The organism is Rhodococcus sp. NPDC056960 (assembly GCF_042674125.1).
Lineage (GTDB): Bacteria > Actinomycetota > Actinomycetes > Mycobacteriales > Mycobacteriaceae > Rhodococcus_F.
In genome coordinates this window covers 136,038-154,186 of the sequence record NZ_JBHURF010000006.1, presented here as the reverse complement: position 1 = coordinate 154,186, position 18,149 = coordinate 136,038, and the positions used below count along the sequence as shown (strand labels likewise).

Here is an 18,149-nt window from a genome sequence, read left to right as displayed (position 1 = left end):
TGGTCTTCGATCCCTCAACCCGGGGGTTTGGGGGCGCCCGCGCGCCGCGCGTCCGCCCCCTACCCGTTCAGGATGGATCAGTGAATGGTCAAGCCACCAGGAGCGGCCGACGTCCCTTCGACGCGAATTCGATGGTCAGCGCCACTGCCGAGGGCATCGGCGGCCGGTCGATCTGAACGTTAGAACTCGAAGACACCCTTGTTGTCGCTCTGGTGCGCGAACCATTCGTACGCCTCCACACCTGATCCAGGGACCAGGTGTGGGTGTACAGGTGTGGGTGTAGATGTCGTCGATGGGGAGATTCCGTGCGGCGATGAACTCGGCGCACCGCAATTGCTCGAGCGTGGACATCGTCCACGACGTCATCAACGTCCATTGCTTCTTGTAGTGAGCTTGCACGTCGAACTCGATATGCTCGGGCAGGCCGAGGAAGCATGCGCGGCCCCAGGGGGCGAGTTGGTGTCAAACGTGAACTGCGGTTTCTCTGGAATAAATCGCCAGTTCGTAAAATGGAAACAGACGCTTCGCTCCCGGGAAGTAGATGATTCGAAGATGTGAAATTGACCCGGTTTCGTGCCGAGGATAATCTGCGGAAGAGTTCTATGTGTGTCACTGGCCACGGTAGGGAGACACGCGTGACTCATGAAGTATGCCGTGTCGTCACCGCCTCTGTCGCATCGGAAAGTCCGTCGTGGTATCGGATTCGGCCGTCAAAGGCTTCTGTAGATCCCTTTCCTCCTGACACTGTCACGGTCCGCAATATGCGATGAGCTCGTTTCGATTCGAAAACGAAGAAGAGGAGAATCGAGGATGACGTCCGCCTTCTTTCGCTTGGCACCCGGTCGCGATGTCCAATCCGAGGAACACCTGCCCCAACGGCCCGCCGGAAGCGGCTGGGGCAGCGAACATATGCGCGGCATGGCCGTCAGCGGGGCTCTTGCTCGGGCCGCAGAGAGAACTGTGGAGGCGCTCGGGCGTCAGGACCTCCAACCGGTTCGGTGGACGCTCGACCTCTTCCGTCCGGCGGGGATGAAGCCCTCCGTCACCTCTACCACCGTTATTCGCGAGGGACGCCGCTTGTGTCTCGTCGACGCGGTGCTGAGCCAGGACGGCGAAGCGGTCGCGCGGGCCAGCGCACTGTATCTGAGTCCCACGACGACACCGGACGGGATCGTGTGGGCTTCGGGCAACAGCCCGCAGCCGCCACCTGACGACTGCAAGCGGTCGGCGGGCACTGCCGAACGGCTGCACTGCAGCGACGGTGCGGGCTGGACTTTGCCTGCGGACGCACCGCAGAACGGTGATCGCAAGCAGATCTGGCAATTCGCGATCCCGGTGGTCGAGGGCGAGCCACTGACTGCTTTCCAGATGGCCGCGAGCGTTGCGGATGCCGCCAACGTCATCAGCAATTTGGGCAGTGCGGGACTGGAGTTCATCAACGCCGACGTGACTCTCGCACTGGCTCGTCTTCCGGAGGGCCTCGAACTCGGACTGGCCGCACTCGATCGGGCCGAGCAACACGGCATCTCCGTCGGCACGGGGCTCGTGTTCGACCGACTGGGCGTGGTCGGTTCGGTCATCGTCTCCGCGGTCGGAAACGCCCGGCGCGCTGTCGATCTCCGTGGGTTCGGTCAGGGGGACGGTGCTGCCCCGCAAACGAATTCGAGTGCCGCAACCTAGGGTCCCGGCGCAACTACTGCGCCATCATGCGCTCGGCTACGTGCCGGGCTTCGGTCTTCGCGGCTTCGGCGATCTTCTCGAGTTGGATATCAATGCGTGTTCGTGGCCCGGCGACCGTGAGGACGGCAACGTGTTTGTCGCGGTGGAACACCGGGACTGCGACGCCGCCGAGGTCAGGTGTCACCTCTTCGCTCGCGTATCCGATTCCCTCGCGTGCGATGCGGTCGAGTTCCTCGCGTGCCTGTAGGCGCTTCTCGGGCTCGTCGATGTGAGTGTCGAGGTAGCTGTCGCGGAACCGCTGATCCGCATAGGCCAGGAAGCATTTGCCGGCGGTCGACGGAAAGAGGGGGCGCCGGACGTGGAGAGCGGGCGAGAATCGAATCGGCTGCGTCGACTCGATGATGTCGATGTTGACGACGGATTCCCCGATGCGCACGCAGAGCGTCACCGTCTCGTCGAAGAGGCTGTGGAGGGATTCCAGGCTCGGCCGGGCCACTCGGTCGACCGGAGGTTGTTGCGTTGCGAGGAGGGTGCCGACTGCGGGGCCGAGGGTGTAGGCGCCGTTCTCGGTGAGGTAGCCGGTGGCGACCAGGCCCTTCACGATGTAGTGCACCGACGACCGGGGCGCGTCCAGTGCCGCGGCGAGCTGGGCGAGCGACAACCCGTTCGTGCTCCGGGAGACGAGCTCGAGGATCGTCATCACACGTGAGACCGTGCGGTGCTCTTTCGCCTCACCAGGGATCGGCGGCACGTGGCTCTCCCTCTTCTCGATCACGGATCGAATCAGACTACAGGTGGTTGGGGCACTGCCACGTCGGGCAGTGCCCCAACCGAGTCATCGCGCGACTGGAGCGCTTTCGGTGGTACCGGTGTGGTCGCTGATGCCGATGGTGCGGTACTGGTCACCGACCGCTGCACCCGCGATGAGTATCGCGCCGACGATGAAGATCAGGGAGACGCCCCAGGTGGAATGGGTCGGGGAGAGACTGACCATCGTCAGTGCCGCGAGCGGAGCGAGGCCACCGGCGAGGGCACCGCTGACTTCCCGTCCGGCTCCGAGGCCGGAGGCTCGGACCTCGGGCGGGAACTGCCGGGCGAGAAAGGACCCAGACGCCGCGAGCAGGGTGGGCTGCACGATGCCGACGGTGAGGATAAGCGCGAGCCAGATGAAGACCGGCCGGTCGGTGTTCAGGAGCCAGAAGAAGGGGAATGCCAGTCCTGCCACACACCCGGCGCCGATCAGCATGATCCGGCGGGTCCCGGCGCTGTCGCAGAGACGTCCGGCGACGGGGATGGTCACGAGCGCAACGGCACTGGCGAGACTGATACCGAATGCGCCGACGTTCGCGGCGACGTCGCGGAACTCGGAGAGATAGGACAGCGAGAACGTCTTGAAGATGTAGCTGATGCCGTTGACGCCGATGGTCGACACGGCGACGACGGTCAGACCTCGCCAGTGATTCTTCAGCAGGTTACGGAACGGCTGCGCCTTCCTGCGGGTCTGAGCCTGGGCGGCGACCTTTTCGAAGTCGGGGGTCTCGGGCAGGTTCCGGCGCATCCAGTAGCCCAGAGCGACAAGGACGAAGCTGGCCAGGAACGGGATCCGCCAGCCCCAGCTGTAGAGGGCATCGTGGCTCAGACTTGTCACGGCGGCGACTGCCAGCGAGGACGTCAGAAGGCCGACGCTTACGCCCATCGCCGGCCATGCGCCCTGCCGTCCGCGTGACTTCGCGTCGGCATGTTCGTAGGACATGGCGATGGCGCTGCCGAATTCGGCGCCGGCACCGAGTCCCTGGACGATGCGGAACAGCACCAGCAGCACGGGTGCGGCAATTCCGATCGTCTCGTACGACGGGATCAGGCCGATACAGCCGCTGGCCAGCCCCATCAGTAGGAGATTGAACGACAGCACGGCCTTGCGCCCGATCTTGTCGCCGAGAATGCCGAAGACGATTCCTCCGAGCGGGCGGGCCAGGAAGCCGACCGCGAACGTGGAGAACGCGGCGAGAGTGCTCACCGTGGAGTTCGCGGAGGGAAAGAACAGCGGGCCGAAGACCAGTGCGGCCATCGATGCGTAGAGGTAGAAGTCGAACAGTTCGAGGGCGGTGCCGACGACTACGGCGGGGCCGACGTTCTTCGGTTTCCGGCGTGGCGGTACGAGGGGGCTGTCGGGGGATACCGGTGGCTGGGTCACGGGTCGAGCCTCTTCTCTTGCGGATGAGAACTTCGCGTGTTCGTATATATGAACACCGGGTTCGTAACTACGATGATATGATCTGGAACAGTAGGGAGTGAGCTAGGCCACGTCAACCCTGTTCCGGAACTTGTCACGCGCGGCGCCGGTCGCACGGGCAGGGCTCGATTGGCTTGGCCGAGTGCACGTTTCGGAGGGCGGTATTGCTATGTTCAACAGGCTCCATCTGATTCGACAGGTAGACCTGTTCACGTTGCGACTGTTCCTGTCCGCGATCGAGGAGCAGCAGATCGGACTCGCCGCAATCAGGGAGAATATCGCCGCATCCACCGCAACCAAGCGCATCCAGGTTCTGGAGGACATCGCCGGAATCAAGCTCCTCGATCGTGGGCCCAAAGGTGTTGTCCCCAGCCCCGCCGGTGCGGTCCTCGAGCGATACGTTCGCTCGATCTTCGGCAGCCTCGAGGAGATGCGATCGGAGATAGCGTCGTTGACCGAAGGCGTGCAGGGGGACCTGACGATTGTGTCTGCGCGATCGATCATCGTTCCGTTCCTGGCACGTGAGCTGGGGGAGTACAGCCGTGAGTACCCACTCGTCGACCTCGCCGTGCGCGAGACCGAGAATGCCGAAATCGTTCAGCAAGTCGCGCGTGGTGAAGCCGACCTCGGGGTCTTCGCTGCCGCACACGAACTCGATCTGGACGGTGTGGACGTCACGCCCTATCGTCGTGATCGGCTGGTCGCGGTGGTGCCGCTCGGCCACCCGCTCACCGAGCAGCCGGTCGTGACCTTCCAGGATCTGTTGCCCGAAAAGCTGGTTGCGGCACGCGCGATGGTGCCGGCGTTTCGCGCCGCGGCGAACCGGCTGGGAGAGCAGTTCGATTCCAAGCACTCCGTGCGGAGCGGAGAAGTCGCGATCAGTCTCGTCCAGGCGGGGATGGGCGTCACCGTACAGCCGGAGTGCCTACTCGACCACGAACGGAGGAGTCGCGTTGCCGTGATGGAATTCGCGGAACCGTGGGCGGTCCGCCGGATCCACCTCGCCACCGCGCGGGGAAGGGGACTAAGCCCGGCGACACGCGCACTCGTCACGCAGCTGCTCGACCGCCCGCTCGAGGAACCAGCAGAACCCGGCGAACGGCGTAGTGCATTGTCCTGATCCTTGGCCGTATCGAGGTGTCGCCGCCCCCGGTGATTGACGCGGCCGTACCCGGGCGAGCAGGCTTTGGAGTGGAAACTCTGTAGAAGCAGCTGCCGACGTTGCAGGTCATCATGCCGCTTCCGAGAACCGGCGACCTGTGGGAGGCGGCCACTAGGAGATCGAGGGTGACATCGAATGAATATGTTTGTTTCGCGAGTAGCGATCACGGCCGCCGCCATCGGGGCGCTCGCCGCGGCCGGCTCGGGTATCGCGTCCGCTGCGCCGATTATTCACGGCGACCCGAACACGCCCGGGACGCAGCTTCACGTCACGAGTCCACCGGAAGACCCCAACGGGTACGCGTGCGGGGCCCTCGGTGTCGCCGGTGTGGGAGTCGGATCGAATACTCCCGGCGGTACCGGTCAGATGAACGGTACCTACTTCGGCAGCGGACCGATGCAGGGCGGATGCGTGGGCAGCGACGGGTCCGTCCATTTCCCGTCCGGGAACGCCCACTGACGGCCGCGGTGACCGCCTCACCGGGACGCTGCGGCGCGAGTCCTGCGGCGCGAACGGCGTAGGCGGAGTCGGCTGTAGGTGAAGGCAGCCAGTACGAGGGCGATCAGCACGAGCATCGAGATGCTGAGCAGCCACCACGACGGGGTGTGCTGCCAGAGTGTGTCGGGTTCGGTGCCGGGGACGTTCGTCCGCAGGTCGACCGTCGAGGCGGCGGCCGCGAAGCCCCACCGAGAGGGGAAGAACCAGGCCAGTTGTTCGAGCACTTTGCGTCCGGTGATGCTGATCAATCCGCCGCACATCACCAACTGCACCATGATCACGATCACGAGCATCGGCATCACCTGCTCGTTGGAGCGTGCCACCGACGACAGCGCCATGCCGACCAGGACGCAGGAGCAGGTGGTGACGGCGATGTCGACGATCAGTTCGACTGCGCCCGAGGGGATCACGGTTCCGTGTCCGGGTAGCCCCTTGCCGATGTAGACGACGATCATCATGACCACCGACTGCACGATCGCGGCGGCGCAGAACACCACGATCTTCGCCGTCAGGTACGCGGACGGCAGCAGCCCGGCGGCGCGTTCGCGGTGGTAGATCATGCGCTCACCGACGAGGTCGCGGATGGTCAGCGAGCAACCCATGAATGCGGCGCCGAGAATCAGCACGACGAGGATCTGGGTGAGTTCGCCGGATTCGTCGTCCGCCGGCCCGAAACCGGAGTCGCCGGGCACCAGCACGGACAGTCCGCCGAGCACGAAGGGCAGAAGCGACAGGAAGATCAGATAGCCCCGGTCCGCGCGGATCAGCCGGAGTTGGCGCCGGGCGACGGTACTGAGTTGCTTCGACCGCGAGGTGTGCGCGGGACGCCCCAACGGCCCCGGTGTGCTCGGCGGCGGCGGCCCGCCCGCGGGACGGCGCGCGCGGTATTCGGCGAACACCTCGTCCGGTTCGGATGCGACGCGGGCGAAGATGTCTGCCCAGTCGGAGCTTCCGAGCACGGCCCCGATCTGGTCCGGCGGACCCACGTAGGCGGTCTTTCCGCCCGGGGCGAGGAGCAGGATCTGATCGCACATCTCCACATACGACAGCGAATGCGTGACGATGAGGATGACGCGGCCGGAGTCCGCGAGCCGACGCAGCGTCGCCATGATCTGCCGGTCGAGCGCCGGGTCGAGACCCGAGGTGGGTTCGTCGAGGATCAGAAGGGAAGGGCCGGTGAGCAATTCCAATGCCACCGACGCGCGTTTGCGCTGTCCGCCGGACAGCCGATCGACGCGTGTGTCCGCGTGTTCGGTGAGTTGGAGTTCGTCGAGCACCGACGCGATCACTTCGTCGCGGTCCTCCCGGCTGCTGTCGGGCGGCAACCTCAGTTCGGCGGCGTAGCCGAGCGCCTGCCGGATGGTCAGCTGCCGGTGCACCAGGTCGTCCTGGGGTACCATCCCGATCCGGGAGCGCAGCACCTGGTACTCGGCGTGGACGCTGCGACCCTCGAACTCGACGACGCCGTCCGTCGGACTTTCCGAGCCGGAGATGATGGTCGCGAGGGTGGTCTTCCCGGCGCCCGAGGGGCCGATCACCGCGGTCATGCTCCCCAGCGGGACGGTGAAGGTGACGTCCTCGAGCAGTCGCCGCCCGCTGTCGATGGTGAGTCCGACGCCGTCCACGCGCAGACCGCCGACGGTCTCCGCTACCGCTTGCCGCGGGGCGAGCCGTCCGTCCTGAACGGTGAGGTCGGTGTTGCCGATGGTGACGACGTCGCCCTCGCTCAGCGGCGCGCGGGACACCCGGGCCCCGCCGACGAACGTGCCGTTGACGCTGCCGAGGTCCTCGATCTCGAGGCCGGACGCCCCGGTGTGGAGGGTGGCGTGCCGCCGTGAGGCGAGCACGTCCCGGACGACGATGTCGCTGTCCGGGGCGCGCCCTATCGTCACGGACCCGGCGGGCAGCGGACGGTCGGGGGTGGGGGGCCGGGCCGTGACCCGGTCGGCGCCCACACTGATCGTCAGCTGATCCCAGCCCTGCCCGGCCTGCCGCGTGGCCTCGGGATCCTCGACGGAGATCCGCACGACGGGCCCGTCGGCGCGGTCCCCGAGACGGACGACGACGGGGTTGTCGACGCGGACCCGCTCCCGCCGCTCACCTCCGACGAAGATTCCATTCTTGCTGTCCGAATCGACGAGCTGCCATCCGTCGTCCCAATTCAGGCGTGCGTGCTCGCGTGACACCACGGGATCGTCGATCGTGATCTCACTGTCCGGATCGCGGCCGATGCGAACGACCTCGCCCGCGTCGTAGCTCCCGTGGCCGTGGTCGGTCTCGATCATCACCCGTGGGTGCCCGTTGCCGGCCCGATCGTCCATCGCCTCGGCCTCCGTCAGCGTCTTCGGGCGTAGGGGTGTCGAACTCCTATCGTCTCACGCGCGCGCTGCGCTCGCGGACGGAACGAGCGGCCGCAAACCCGAAATCGAGCGCCCTATTTCCCGAAGGAGGCGGTCCCGATCGTCCAGGCACGGGCCTGGTCGCTGAGTGTGAAACCCAGCCCCGGCCGGCTGGACAGATGCATCCGGCCGTCCCGGATCTCGAGGTGCTCGTTGAACAACGGGTCCAGCCAGTCGAAGTGCTCGACCCAGGGCTCGGTGGGGTAGACGGCCGCGAGATGCAGGTGGATCTCCATCGCGAAGTGCGGTGCGAGTTGCAGATGCTTCTGCTCGGCCAGCGTGGCCAGCTTCAGGAACTGGGTGATGCCACCGATCCGGGGGGCGTCGGGCTGGATGATGTCGACGGCGCCGGCTTCGATCAACCGGACGTGCTCACCGACGCTGGCCAGCATCTCACCGGTCGCGATCGAGGTGTCGAGGCTGCGGGCGAGGTGCGCGTGCCCTTCGGCGTCGTAGGCGTCGAGCGGTTCCTCGATCCAGACGAGGTTGAACTTGTCGAAGATCCGGCCCATCCGCATGGCGGTCGGACGGTCCCACTGCTGGTTCGCGTCGACCATCAGCGGCACGTCGTCGCCGAGGTGCTCGCGCACCTTCTCCAGGCGGGCGACGTCCTGCTTCCAGTCCGGCTGCCCGACCTTGATCTTGATGCCGCCGATGCCGTCGGCCAGCGACTTCGACGCGTTCTCGAGGACCTGCTCGATAGGGGTGTGCAGGAAGCCGCCGGACGTGTTGTAGGTCTGCACCGAATCGCGGTGCGAACCGAGGAGCTTGGCGATCGGCAGACCGGCGCGCTTCGCCTTGAGGTCCCACAGTGCGATGTCGATCGCCGCGATGGCCTGGGTGGCGACACCGCTGCGACCGACGGACGCGCCGGCCCACACGAGCTTGGTCCAGATCTTGCCGATGTCGTTAGGGTCCTCACCGATCAGGACCGGGGCGATTTCCTGGGCGTGGGCGTACTGGGCGGGACCGCCCGCGCGCTTCGAGTAGCTGAACCCGATGCCCTCGTGACCCTGCTCGGTGCGGATCTCGGCGAACAGGAACGCGACCTCGGTCATCGGCTTCTGGCGGCCGGTGAGCACCTTCGCGTCGCTGATCGGGGTCTTCAGCGGAAGGGTGATCGACGACAGGGTGATCGACTCGATGCGGTCGAGGGTGGCCGCACCGGCCGCGAGGGCCTTGATCGCGGCGTCGGGGGCGGCCAGTGCGCTGGTCGGCCGCGCGGCAAAGGTATTGGTGGACATCGGTACTCCTTCGGGGGTGGCGTCGTTGCCGGGTGAGATGGGCGGGTTGTCCGGTCAGCTCTGTTGCAGGGCGCCGTCGACGCGCCGCCAGATTCCGAGGGGATTGTGGGTCCGCAGTTCCGGGGCGAGCAGTTCCTCGGGCGCGTTCTGATACGCGACCGGACGCAGGAAGCGTTCGATCGCACGGCTGCCGACCGAGGTGGTCGACGGTGCCGAGGTGGCGGGGAACGGCCCGCCGTGCACGATGGCGTGCCCGACCTCGACGCCGGTCGGCCAGCCGTTGAACAGAACCCGGCCCGCGATCAGTTCGAGCCGGTCGACCAGGGCGCCGGCGGTCTGATAGTCGGACTCCGCCGCGTGCACGGTCGCGGTGAGCTGGCCTTCGAGTCGGTCGATGAGTTCCGGCAGTTGACCGGCGTCCTCGACGCGCACGATCACCGAGGCCGGTCCGAAGACCTCCTCCTGCAGGTGCTGATCGTCGAGGAACTGATCGGCGGTGGTGACGAACAGCTGCGGCACCGCGCCGCAGGCGATCGACGCGTCGGCGTCGGCGCGGGCCGCCGTCGTGATGTTCTCGTTCGCCTCCAGCCGCGAGACACCGTCGGCGAACGACGACGCGATACCGGAGTAGAGCATCGGGGCGGGCGCCGCGGCCGTGACGGCGTCGGCCGCGGACCGGACGAAGTCGTCCGCTCCCGGGGCGTCCACGAGGAAGACGACACCCGGGCTCGTGCACAGCTGCCCGACACCGATGGTCATCGAGGCGATGAACTCGGAGCCGAGCGCGTCGGCGCGGTCGTCGAGCGCGCCGGGGAGTACGAAGACCGGGTTGATGCTCGACATCTCCGCGTAGACGGGGATCGGCACGGGACGGGCCGCCGCGGCCGCGGTCAACGCGACCCCGCCCTGCTGGGAACCGGTGAATCCGACCGCGCGGATCCGCGGGTCCGTGACCAGGGCGATGCCGACGGTCTGCCCGGCGCCGAAGATCAGGGAGAAGGTCCCTTCCGGGAGGTCGTGTGCGCGCACCGCGGCCCGGATGGCGCGGCCGACCAACTCCGAGGTGCCCGGGTGAGCGGAGTGCGCCTTGACGATCACGGGCGCGCCGGCAGCCAGCGCCGACACAGTATCGCCGCCGGCGACCGAGAACGCGAGCGGGAAGTTGCTGGCGGAGAACACGGCCACCGGGCCGAGCGGCACCGCACGCTGACGCAGGTCCGGCTTGGGGATCGGCGCCCGGTCCGGATCGGGGGTGTCCAGGCGCGCCTGCGTCCAGCTGCCTTCGCGGACCACGGCGGCGAACATCCGCAGCTGACCGGTGGTGCGGGCCAGCTCGCCCTGCACACGTGCGGCGGGGATGCCCGTTTCGGCGGTGACGCGCTCGGTCAACACCGGGCCGAGGCCTTCGATCTCGGCCGCGATGGTGTCGAGGAACGCGGCCCGTTGCGTGGGGCTCGTGTGACGGTAGGTTCCAAACGCCTCCCAGGCGAGCGAGGCCGCGCGGTCCACGGTGGCGCCGTCGGCCTCGTGGTAGACGGGCGCGAGCGCCTCGCCCGTGGCCGGGTTCGTCGCCTGGAACGGGGCTCCCGCGTCGGAGACGTCGTCGAAGCCGATCAGGTTGGCTCCGGTGAGCTCGACGGTGTGTGCGGCGGTCACGATCAGTTCACCTTCTTGATCAGGTCGGCCAGTTCCGCGAGTTCGACGTCGTCGAGGTCGGTGAGCGGGCTGCGGACGGGCCCGGCGGGGCGGCCGACGACCTTCATTCCGGCCTTGATGATGCTCACCGCGTACCCGGACTTGCGGTTGCGCAAATTGCAGTACGGGATCACGAAGTCGTTCAGCGCCGAGATGACGAATGCCGTGTCGCCGCGTCGCAGGGCGTTGTAGAAGTCGAGGGCGAACTGGGGGACGAAGTTGTAGATCGCCGACGAGTAGGTGGTGACACCCAACGCCAGGTACGGCAGCGCGAACATCTCCGCGGTCGGGAGCCCGCCGATATAGGTGAGGCGGTCGCCGATGCCCGCGTAGATGCGCGTCATCTGCTCGATGTTTCCGACGCCGTCCTTGAATCCGACGAGATTCGGGCAGCTCTCGACGAGTTCGGCGACGGCCGACTCGGTGTAGACGGCGTTGGCACGGGAGTAGATGGTGACCCCGAGATCGGTGGCGGCGCAGACCTGCTTGACGTGCGCGACCAACCCGTCCTGGCTGGCCTCGGTCAGGTACGGCGGGAGCAGCAGGATGCCGTGCGCGCCTACGCGTTCCGCGGACCTGGCCATCTCGACGGCGGTCGCGGTGCCGTACCCGGCGGGAGCGATCACCGGCAGACCGTCGGGTGCTTCCTGCACCGCCGCGGTGACGACCTGCTCGACCTCGGGCGGGGTGAGCGAGAAGAATTCCCCGGTGCCGCCGGCGGCGAACAACCCGGATGCGTCGAACTGTCCGAGCCAGGCGATGTTCTCGCGGTAGGCGGCCTCGTCGAACGAGCCGTCCGCGCGCAGATGCGTCACCGGGAACGACAGCAGACCGGAACCGAGCTTGTGGGCGATCTCCTGAGGCGAGGCGGTGGTCATGATGTTGCGGTCTCCTGTCGACAATCGTGCCCGTGGTGTGCACTGATTCACAACGCTACGAACTCGGTACCATTCAGGTCCAACACTTCTTATGGATCATCTGATACAAGGAAGGTATCGATGTTCTCCCTCAATCAACTCACTCAGTTCGTGGCCGTCGCCGAAGAACTCCACTTCGGCCGGGCTGCCGAGCGCCTTCACATGACGCAGCCGCCCCTGAGCCGGCAGATCCAATTGCTGGAGAAAGACCTCGAGGTGCAACTGTTCGACCGGTCCAGCCGTGCGGTCAAACTGACACCCGCCGGAAAAGCGTTCATGGAGGATGCGCGACGGCTCCTCCAGCAGTCCGAGCGCGCCGCGCTGTCGGTGCGCAAGACGTCGCAGGGCCGCTCGGGCATCCTCCGCGTCGGCTTCACCGGCGGGAGCGTCTACTCGGGACTGGAAACGGTCCTGACCTCGGCGCAGACCGTCATCGAGGACGTCGAGGTGGAACTCCGCGAGCTCGTGACCAAAGACCAGCTCGAAGCGTTGTCGGAGGGCTCCCTCGACCTCGGTCTGGTGCGGCCCCCGGTCACCCGGCCGCACCTGTCGTCACGAACCCTGATCCGCGAATCGCTGGTCGCCGCGATACCGCCCACCCACGACCTGGCACACGTCGACCGGCCGATCGACGTCACCGACCTGCACGGCATCGATCTCGTCATGTACACCCCGATCGAATCGCGGTACTTCTTCGAGCTGCTGTCGTCGGTGTTCCACGAGGCGTCGGTCGCGCCGGTGGTCGTGCAGTACGTGCATCAATTCCACACCATGCTGGCGCTGGTGAACCTCGGCAGGGGCGTCGCCCTGGTACCCGAATCGGCGAGCAAGATGCATTTTGACGGTGTCGCCTACCGTCCGATCACCTTCGTCCGCCCCGCGCAGGTCGAACTCGATCTCGTCTGGCGCATCCACAACGAGAATCCGGCGCTCCACCGGCTGCTGTCCGAGCTGGGGCCGGGCTGAGCGCCTGTCGGTCCGATACCTGTTCGGTATCGCAGGATGCAAAAGTCGGCTTGGACGTGCATTCGTGGGCGTGTGTAGATTCGGCTGAGCCCGCGAATGTGACTCACGACACCGTCCGTTCGCCGGCGTAAAATCTCAGTTCTTCGAAGGAGCCTCCGTGATGACCACCAGCCGGTCGGTCGAGGAATCGAACCTCGCCTCGACGTTGAAGACCGGGAAGGTCCGGTACACGATTCTGGCGATGATCTTCGCGGTCACGGTGATCAACTACGCCGACCGCGCGACGATCTCGATCGCCGGTGACGCGATTCAGGACGAGTTCGGCATCAGCTCGATCGCCCTCGGATACATCTTCTCCGCGTTCGGCTGGTCGTATCTGATCGGGCAGATCCCCGGCGGCTGGCTCCTCGACCGCTACGGATCGAAGCGGGTCTACGGTGGCGCGATCCTGCTCTGGTCGACATTCACCGTTCTGCAGGGTTTCCTCGGTAGCTTCAGCATGGGAACCGCGGTCGGACTCCTCTTCCTCCTCCGTTTCCTGGTCGGGTTGTCGGAGGCCCCGGCGTTCCCCGGCAACTCGCGGATCGTGTCCGCCTGGTTCCCGACGAAGGAGCGCGGAACCGCGGCCGCGATCTTCAACTCGGCTCAGTACTTCTCGACCGTCGTCTTCGCACCGATCATGGGCTGGCTCGTCACCGCCCTCGGGTGGGAGCACGTGTTCACCGTCATCGGCGGCGTCGGCATCGTGCTCGGCCTGGTCTGGATGAAGGTCATCTACAGCCCCCGCAGGCATCCCCGTCTGAAGCAGCCCGAATTCGACTACCTCGAGGCCGGCGGCGCACTCGTCGACATGGACGAGCCCGGCCAGAAGAAGCAGGCCGGGTCGGATCAACTCCGCTACATGAAGTTGCTGCTCACCAACCGGATGTCGCTCGGGGTATTCGTCGGCCAATTCTTCATCACCACCATCACCTGGTTCTTCCTGACCTGGTTCCCGGTCTATCTCGTCCAGGAACGCGGCATGAGCATCCTCGAGGCGGGTTTCATCGCCGTCCTGCCCGCGATCTGCGGATTCGTCGGCGGCATCAGCGGCGGCCTGATCTCGGATGCGCTGCTGCGCCTCGGCTGGTCCCTGACCCGGGCCCGCAAGACCCCGATCATCGTCGGTCTGCTGCTCGCCACCGCGATCATCGGCTGCAATTTCGTCGAAGCCTCCTGGGTCGTCGTCGCCCTGATGTGCGTGTCCTTCTTCGGCAAGGGCCTCGGCGCGCTGGGCTGGGCCGTCATGGCCGACATCTCCCCGAAGGAGATCTCCGGCCTCGGCGGCGGTGTCTTCAACACCTTCGGATCGGTGGCCAGCATCACCACCCCGATCGTCATCGGCTACATCGTCGACAGTTACGGCTCGTTCGAACTCGCCCTCGTCTACGTCGGCGCGTGCGCCCTGCTGACGGTCGTCGTCTACGTCTTCGTCGTCGGACCGATCAAGCGCCTCGACCTCGCCGAAATGCAGGCCCGCGCCGACAGCCGGCGCGCCGCGAAGCGCGCCTGACGCGTCCGCACCGCCGGGTGCACCATCGTCCGGGCCGGCGGTGTGTCAGCGCCAGAATTCGGTGAGCGGTTCAGCGAGGGCCCTGCCCTGGTCGTAACCGGCTCGTACGGCCGGCGGACGCAGCGACGGATTCATCGCATCGGCGCCGAACATGTGCTCGGAGTTGCTGTCCGGGAAGATCGTTTCGACTCTGCTGCCGCGCGCGTAGTGCCTCGCCCTGGGTCGCGAGATGGTTGCCCCACTCGACCGGTTGCCGTGATCTGCCGCCGAACGGTGACAGCACCAGCACCCGTCCGTATCCGGCTGCCAGATCGGCATTTTCGTCGGATCGGTAGCCGCCGTCGATGTATCGGTTGTCGCCGATGCCGTGGGGAGGTCCCCCGGGTCCGGCGCAGCTGGCGGTGACGGCGTCCACCAGGTCGACGCCGCTGTGGCGATCGAACACGACCGGCTCACCGGTACGGGCATCGACAGCCACGATGAGCACCGGCCGCTGCGGCCAACGCTGACTGGGGAGCCGCATCCATTTCGAGCGCCGCCACCGGCCTGCTCGGAACGCCTCCACGATCGGATCCGACGGGACCGTTCCGTGGCGGGGGCGCGGCGGCGAGGATGGCGGCCAGTAGTTCGGCCGCTGTGGTCGCGACACTCAGCTGGGCCGCGGCCGTCGATCCGGCCGACGTGCCGATGATCAGATCGGCCTCGGTCACATCCAGCCCGGCATCACACAGGCCTGCGACGACGCCGATCTCCCACGCATTGCCGGTCGATCCGCCACCACCGAGAACCAACGCTCGCTCGCTCACGACCGGGCACGCTACGCATCCTCGACACCGGCAGCAACGGAATTTCGCGGGGTCAGGTCATGCTGTGGTGACCGGTATCGACCACGGCGCCCGCGCAGGCTGAATCCTGTTGCCCTGCACGTAATGAACGCTCATCGTCGGTACCCCCGGCCGCTCCCTCCTCATCGGCGATGAGTCGCCATTCGATCGGCCGTCGCTGAAATCGCGCTTGACTTCTCCTCCTTCCTGTGACCACCATTACAACATCATGTGATAGACCTTATCACAGTATGAGAGGAAATCATGAAGGTTGCCGTTCTCGGTCTGGGTGAAGCCGGAAGTCTGTATTCGTCGGGATTCCTTGCGAAGGGCTGGGACGTGACCGGGTTCGACCCGGCCGACACCGCCACCCCGGCGGGAGTCCTCCGCTTCGACGACGTCGCCGACGCTGTCCGTGGCGCGGATCTGGTGCTGAGTCTGACCAGCGCGAAGGTCGCGGTCCGCGCGGCGACCGACGCCGCCCCGCATCTGGCGGACGGCGCCTGCTACGCGGACATGAACGCCGCATCGGCCGAGGTCAAGAATGAGGTCGCCGCCGTCGTCGAGAGGGCCGGTGCGGCATTCGGCGACGTCGCGGTGGTCGGGTCGGTGCCCGCGCACGGGGTCCGCACCAATCTGGTGATCAGTGGGAGCGGATCTGCGGCCGCCACCGGTTTCTTCGAAAGCCTGGGTGCTTCGGTCGAGGACATCGGCGGTGCACCGGGAGATGCGTCGAACCGGAAGCTGTTGCGCAGCACGTTCATGAAGGGTCTCGGTGCCCTGATCGTCGAATCGGTGGATGCCGGCAAGGCCGCGGATGCCGAGCAGTGGGTGCGTCAACAGATCGCGAACGAGCTCGCCGGTAGTTTTTCCTCCCTCGACCGACTGCGTGACGGCACCCGTAAGCACGCCGGACGCCGTTCGGTGGAGGCGGCCGCCTCGGTGGAGCTTCTCGACAACTTGGGTGTTCGCCCCGTCCTTGCGTCCGCGACTGCAAGGGTGCACGCCGCCCTGGCCGATGCGAACGGCCGGGACGTCGTGGAGTTGTTCGAGGCCTACGCCGGTCTTCCGGTGGCGAACATCGGGGACGCACGCCAGCGCATGGGCATGGTCGATTCGGGTATTCATGCGATGTGGAAGGGCGCACGGATCGTCGGCCGTGCCCGTACGGTGTGGACACGCGCCGGCGACAACAAGGCGCTGCACGAGGCGCTGGCGAAGGTGCAGCCGGGTGAGGTGATCGTCATCAACGGACAGGGCGACCAGAACCGCGCGCTGATGGGCGAGCTGATCGCCGAGCGTGCCCGTTCCCGAGGTTGCGTGGGCATGGTGATCGACGGCGCCGCCCGCGACATCGACGTCCTGCAGGAAATCGGCTTCGGAGTGTGGGCCCGCGCCGTCAATCCCGCTGGTCCCTACAAGGACGGCCCCGGCAAGATCGACGTCCCGGTCGCAGTCGGTGGTGTGGTCTGCGCCCCCGGCGACCTCGTTGTCGCCGACGACGACGGTGTCATCATCGTCCCGGCCGCCGAAGCGTTCGCGAGCCTCGCCGGTGGCCGGGCCGTCGAGGCCGACGAGGCGCAGCGCCGCGCTGCCATCATCGCCGCACGCAAGGTCGCGTCATGATCGCCATCTGGGCGCTCCTCGCGTTCATCACTTCCATCGTCTTCTGGAACGCGGTCCTCAAACGCAACATCGGTGAGGCGATGATCGTCGGGTTCGTCGTCGTCGGTGCATTCGCCGGTCGCGACGCCCCGAAGTACATGTGGGAGGGCTTCGTCGACTCGATGCAGGAGGAGGTGACGTTCGCCGGGCTGGCGTTCATCTTCATGAGTTTCATCCTCGCGAAAACTCCTGTGCTGGACCGGCTCATCGACATCCTCAACTCGTTCCTCGGACGACTGCGCGGCGGACCGATCTACACCTCGACCGTCGCGGGCGGCATGTTCGGTGCGATCGCCCACGTCGGCGCGTCGGTCACCGCCGCGGTCGGCTCGGTGACCGTGCCGTGGATGAAACGTTCCGGAGTCAGTGGCGAACTATCCGCCACGGTCGTCGCAGGCTGTGCGGGCATGGGCGTGACCTTCCCGTTCAGCGCCACCATGTTCATCCTGGTCGGATCCAGCACCGTCACCGGCATGATGGCCGCCGACGACATCATCGTCCCGCTGGCGCTCGCCGGCCTCTGGTGCCTCGGATACCGGCTGGTGCTGAGCTACTACCTGGTCCGCAAGAACGGCCTGCAGCCGATCGCGCCCGAGGATCGCATCCCGGTCAAGCGGAGTCTGCGCGTCGGATGGACGTCGCTGTTGCTGTTCGTCCCGATCCTGGTCCCGCTGCTGCTCACCCGCGGTCCGATCGCGGCGCCCCTCGCGCACTACACCGACCTGGTGATGTCGAGTGCCCTGAGCCTGATCACCTGGATCCCGGTTCTGATGATCCTGCTGGTGCTCTTCCTCGGCCGCCGGCACCTGCCCAAGACCACCACCGGCTGGTGGAAGGTCCTCGGCGACGCCGCACCGCAGTTCGGCGTCATCGGCATCACCATCGTCGCGGCGTTCTCCGCCTCGGCGGTGCTGGCCAAGCTGAAATTGCCGCAGCAGCTGACCGCCATGCTGGAGAGCCTGAGCGCTCCGTCCTGGCTGATGGCGATCCTCGTCGGTCTCATCATCGTCATCATCGCGATCCCGCTGACGGCGTCGGCCACCATGGCCTCGGTCGGCCCCGTCGCCGTCGCCGCGCTGGTCGGCACCGGCATCGCCGCACCGATCGCGGCCGCCGCGGTCCTGGTGTTCGCGTCCACCGAAGGAGCCTCTCCGCCTTCCGGCGCGCCGATCTACGTTGCCTCCGGCATCGCCCGGATCGACCCGTCGAAGATCTTCATGCCCCTGCTCAAGTACTACTGCATCCCCATCCTCGGCATCGGAGTGCTCATCGCCCTCGGTCTCCTTCCCGTCTGACAACCCCCGACAGGACACG

15 protein-coding genes are annotated in these 18,149 nt (G+C 66.6%); 7 read left to right on the top strand and 8 right to left on the bottom strand.

The genetic code is table 11. The features are described 5' to 3' along the window. The first annotated feature begins 810 nt into the window (after positions 1-810). Positions 811-1,680, top strand: coding sequence for an acyl-CoA thioesterase domain-containing protein (locus ACFTWF_RS11380; RefSeq protein WP_378461302.1), 870 nt, complete (start codon positions 811-813; stop codon positions 1,678-1,680). Between the two features lie 13 nt (positions 1,681-1,693). Here ACFTWF_RS11380 and ACFTWF_RS11375 read toward each other — a convergent pair whose 3' ends face one another. Both ACFTWF_RS11375 and ACFTWF_RS11370 read right to left on the bottom strand, forming a co-directional pair. Beyond that, positions 1,694-2,431 carry an IclR family transcriptional regulator gene (locus tag ACFTWF_RS11375; protein WP_378461301.1) on the bottom strand — a complete coding sequence of 246 codons (738 nt, stop codon included), beginning with the start codon at positions 2,429-2,431 and terminating at the stop codon, positions 1,694-1,696. Between the two features lie 84 nt (positions 2,432-2,515). Next, positions 2,516-3,874 carry an MFS transporter gene (locus ACFTWF_RS11370; protein ID WP_378461300.1) on the bottom strand — a complete coding sequence of 453 codons (1,359 nt, stop codon included), beginning with the start codon at positions 3,872-3,874 and terminating at the stop codon, positions 2,516-2,518. Positions 3,875-4,082: 208 nt separating this feature from the next. Here ACFTWF_RS11370 and ACFTWF_RS11365 point away from each other — a divergent pair, with 208 nt between their 5' ends. Together ACFTWF_RS11365 and ACFTWF_RS11360 are read left to right on the top strand one after the other, a co-directional pair. Then, on the top strand, positions 4,083-5,033 hold the full coding sequence (locus ACFTWF_RS11365) for a LysR family transcriptional regulator (protein ID WP_378461299.1): 951 nt from the start codon (positions 4,083-4,085) through the stop codon (positions 5,031-5,033). 177 nt (positions 5,034-5,210) lie between these two features. Beyond that, complete coding sequence (locus ACFTWF_RS11360) at positions 5,211-5,534, top strand: hypothetical protein (protein WP_378461298.1); 324 nt, start codon at positions 5,211-5,213, stop codon at positions 5,532-5,534. A gap of 17 nt (positions 5,535-5,551) precedes the next feature. On the opposite strand, the gene ACFTWF_RS11355 is transcribed toward ACFTWF_RS11360, so the two are convergent. The 4 genes from ACFTWF_RS11355 to kdgD all read right to left on the bottom strand — a co-directional run bounded on the left by ACFTWF_RS11355 (position 5,552) and on the right by kdgD (position 11,789). Beyond that, on the bottom strand, positions 5,552-7,894 hold the full coding sequence (locus ACFTWF_RS11355; RefSeq protein ID WP_378461297.1) for an FHA domain-containing protein: 2,343 nt from the start codon (positions 7,892-7,894) through the stop codon (positions 5,552-5,554). Positions 7,895-8,007: 113 nt separating this feature from the next. Further along, positions 8,008-9,216, bottom strand: a complete 1,209-nt coding sequence (locus ACFTWF_RS11350) for a mandelate racemase/muconate lactonizing enzyme family protein (RefSeq protein ID WP_378461296.1) — start codon at positions 9,214-9,216, stop codon at positions 8,008-8,010. Positions 9,217-9,270: 54 nt separating this feature from the next. After that, complete coding sequence (locus tag ACFTWF_RS11345) at positions 9,271-10,872, bottom strand: aldehyde dehydrogenase (NADP(+)) (protein ID WP_378461295.1); 1,602 nt, start codon at positions 10,870-10,872, stop codon at positions 9,271-9,273. A gap of 2 nt (positions 10,873-10,874) precedes the next feature. Beyond that, on the bottom strand, positions 10,875-11,789 hold the full coding sequence (gene kdgD / locus ACFTWF_RS11340; RefSeq protein ID WP_378461294.1) for a 5-dehydro-4-deoxyglucarate dehydratase: 915 nt from the start codon (positions 11,787-11,789) through the stop codon (positions 10,875-10,877). A 120-nt stretch (positions 11,790-11,909) separates the two neighbouring features. On the opposite strand from kdgD, the gene ACFTWF_RS11335 reads away from it, so the two are divergent. Both ACFTWF_RS11335 and ACFTWF_RS11330 read left to right on the top strand, forming a co-directional pair. Beyond that, on the top strand, positions 11,910-12,794 hold the full coding sequence (locus ACFTWF_RS11335) for a LysR family transcriptional regulator (RefSeq protein ID WP_378461293.1): 885 nt from the start codon (positions 11,910-11,912) through the stop codon (positions 12,792-12,794). 160 nt (positions 12,795-12,954) lie between these two features. Continuing rightward, positions 12,955-14,346 (top strand): MFS transporter, encoded by a 1,392-nt coding sequence (locus ACFTWF_RS11330; RefSeq protein ID WP_378461292.1) that lies wholly within the window; start codon positions 12,955-12,957, stop codon positions 14,344-14,346. Positions 14,347-14,416: 70 nt separating this feature from the next. Here the strand turns inward: ACFTWF_RS11330 and ACFTWF_RS11325 are convergent, their stop codons facing one another. Next, entirely contained in the window at positions 14,417-14,824 is a 408-nt protein-coding gene (locus ACFTWF_RS11325; RefSeq protein WP_378461291.1) for a patatin-like phospholipase family protein, read from the bottom strand. Continuing rightward, entirely contained in the window at positions 14,799-15,152 is a 354-nt protein-coding gene (locus ACFTWF_RS11320; protein WP_378461290.1) for a patatin-like phospholipase family protein, read from the bottom strand. Before ACFTWF_RS11320 ends, ACFTWF_RS11325 begins: the two co-directional genes overlap by 26 nt. A gap of 282 nt (positions 15,153-15,434) precedes the next feature. Here ACFTWF_RS11320 and ACFTWF_RS11315 point away from each other — a divergent pair, with 282 nt between their 5' ends. Continuing rightward, a complete protein-coding gene (locus ACFTWF_RS11315) occupies positions 15,435-16,796 on the top strand; it encodes an NAD(P)-binding domain-containing protein (protein WP_378461289.1) in 1,362 nt (453 codons plus the stop codon). After that, positions 16,793-18,130, top strand: coding sequence for a TRAP transporter large permease subunit (locus ACFTWF_RS11310; protein WP_378461288.1), 1,338 nt, complete (start codon positions 16,793-16,795; stop codon positions 18,128-18,130). Before ACFTWF_RS11315 ends, ACFTWF_RS11310 begins: the two co-directional genes overlap by 4 nt. Positions 18,131-18,149 lie beyond the last annotated feature (19 nt).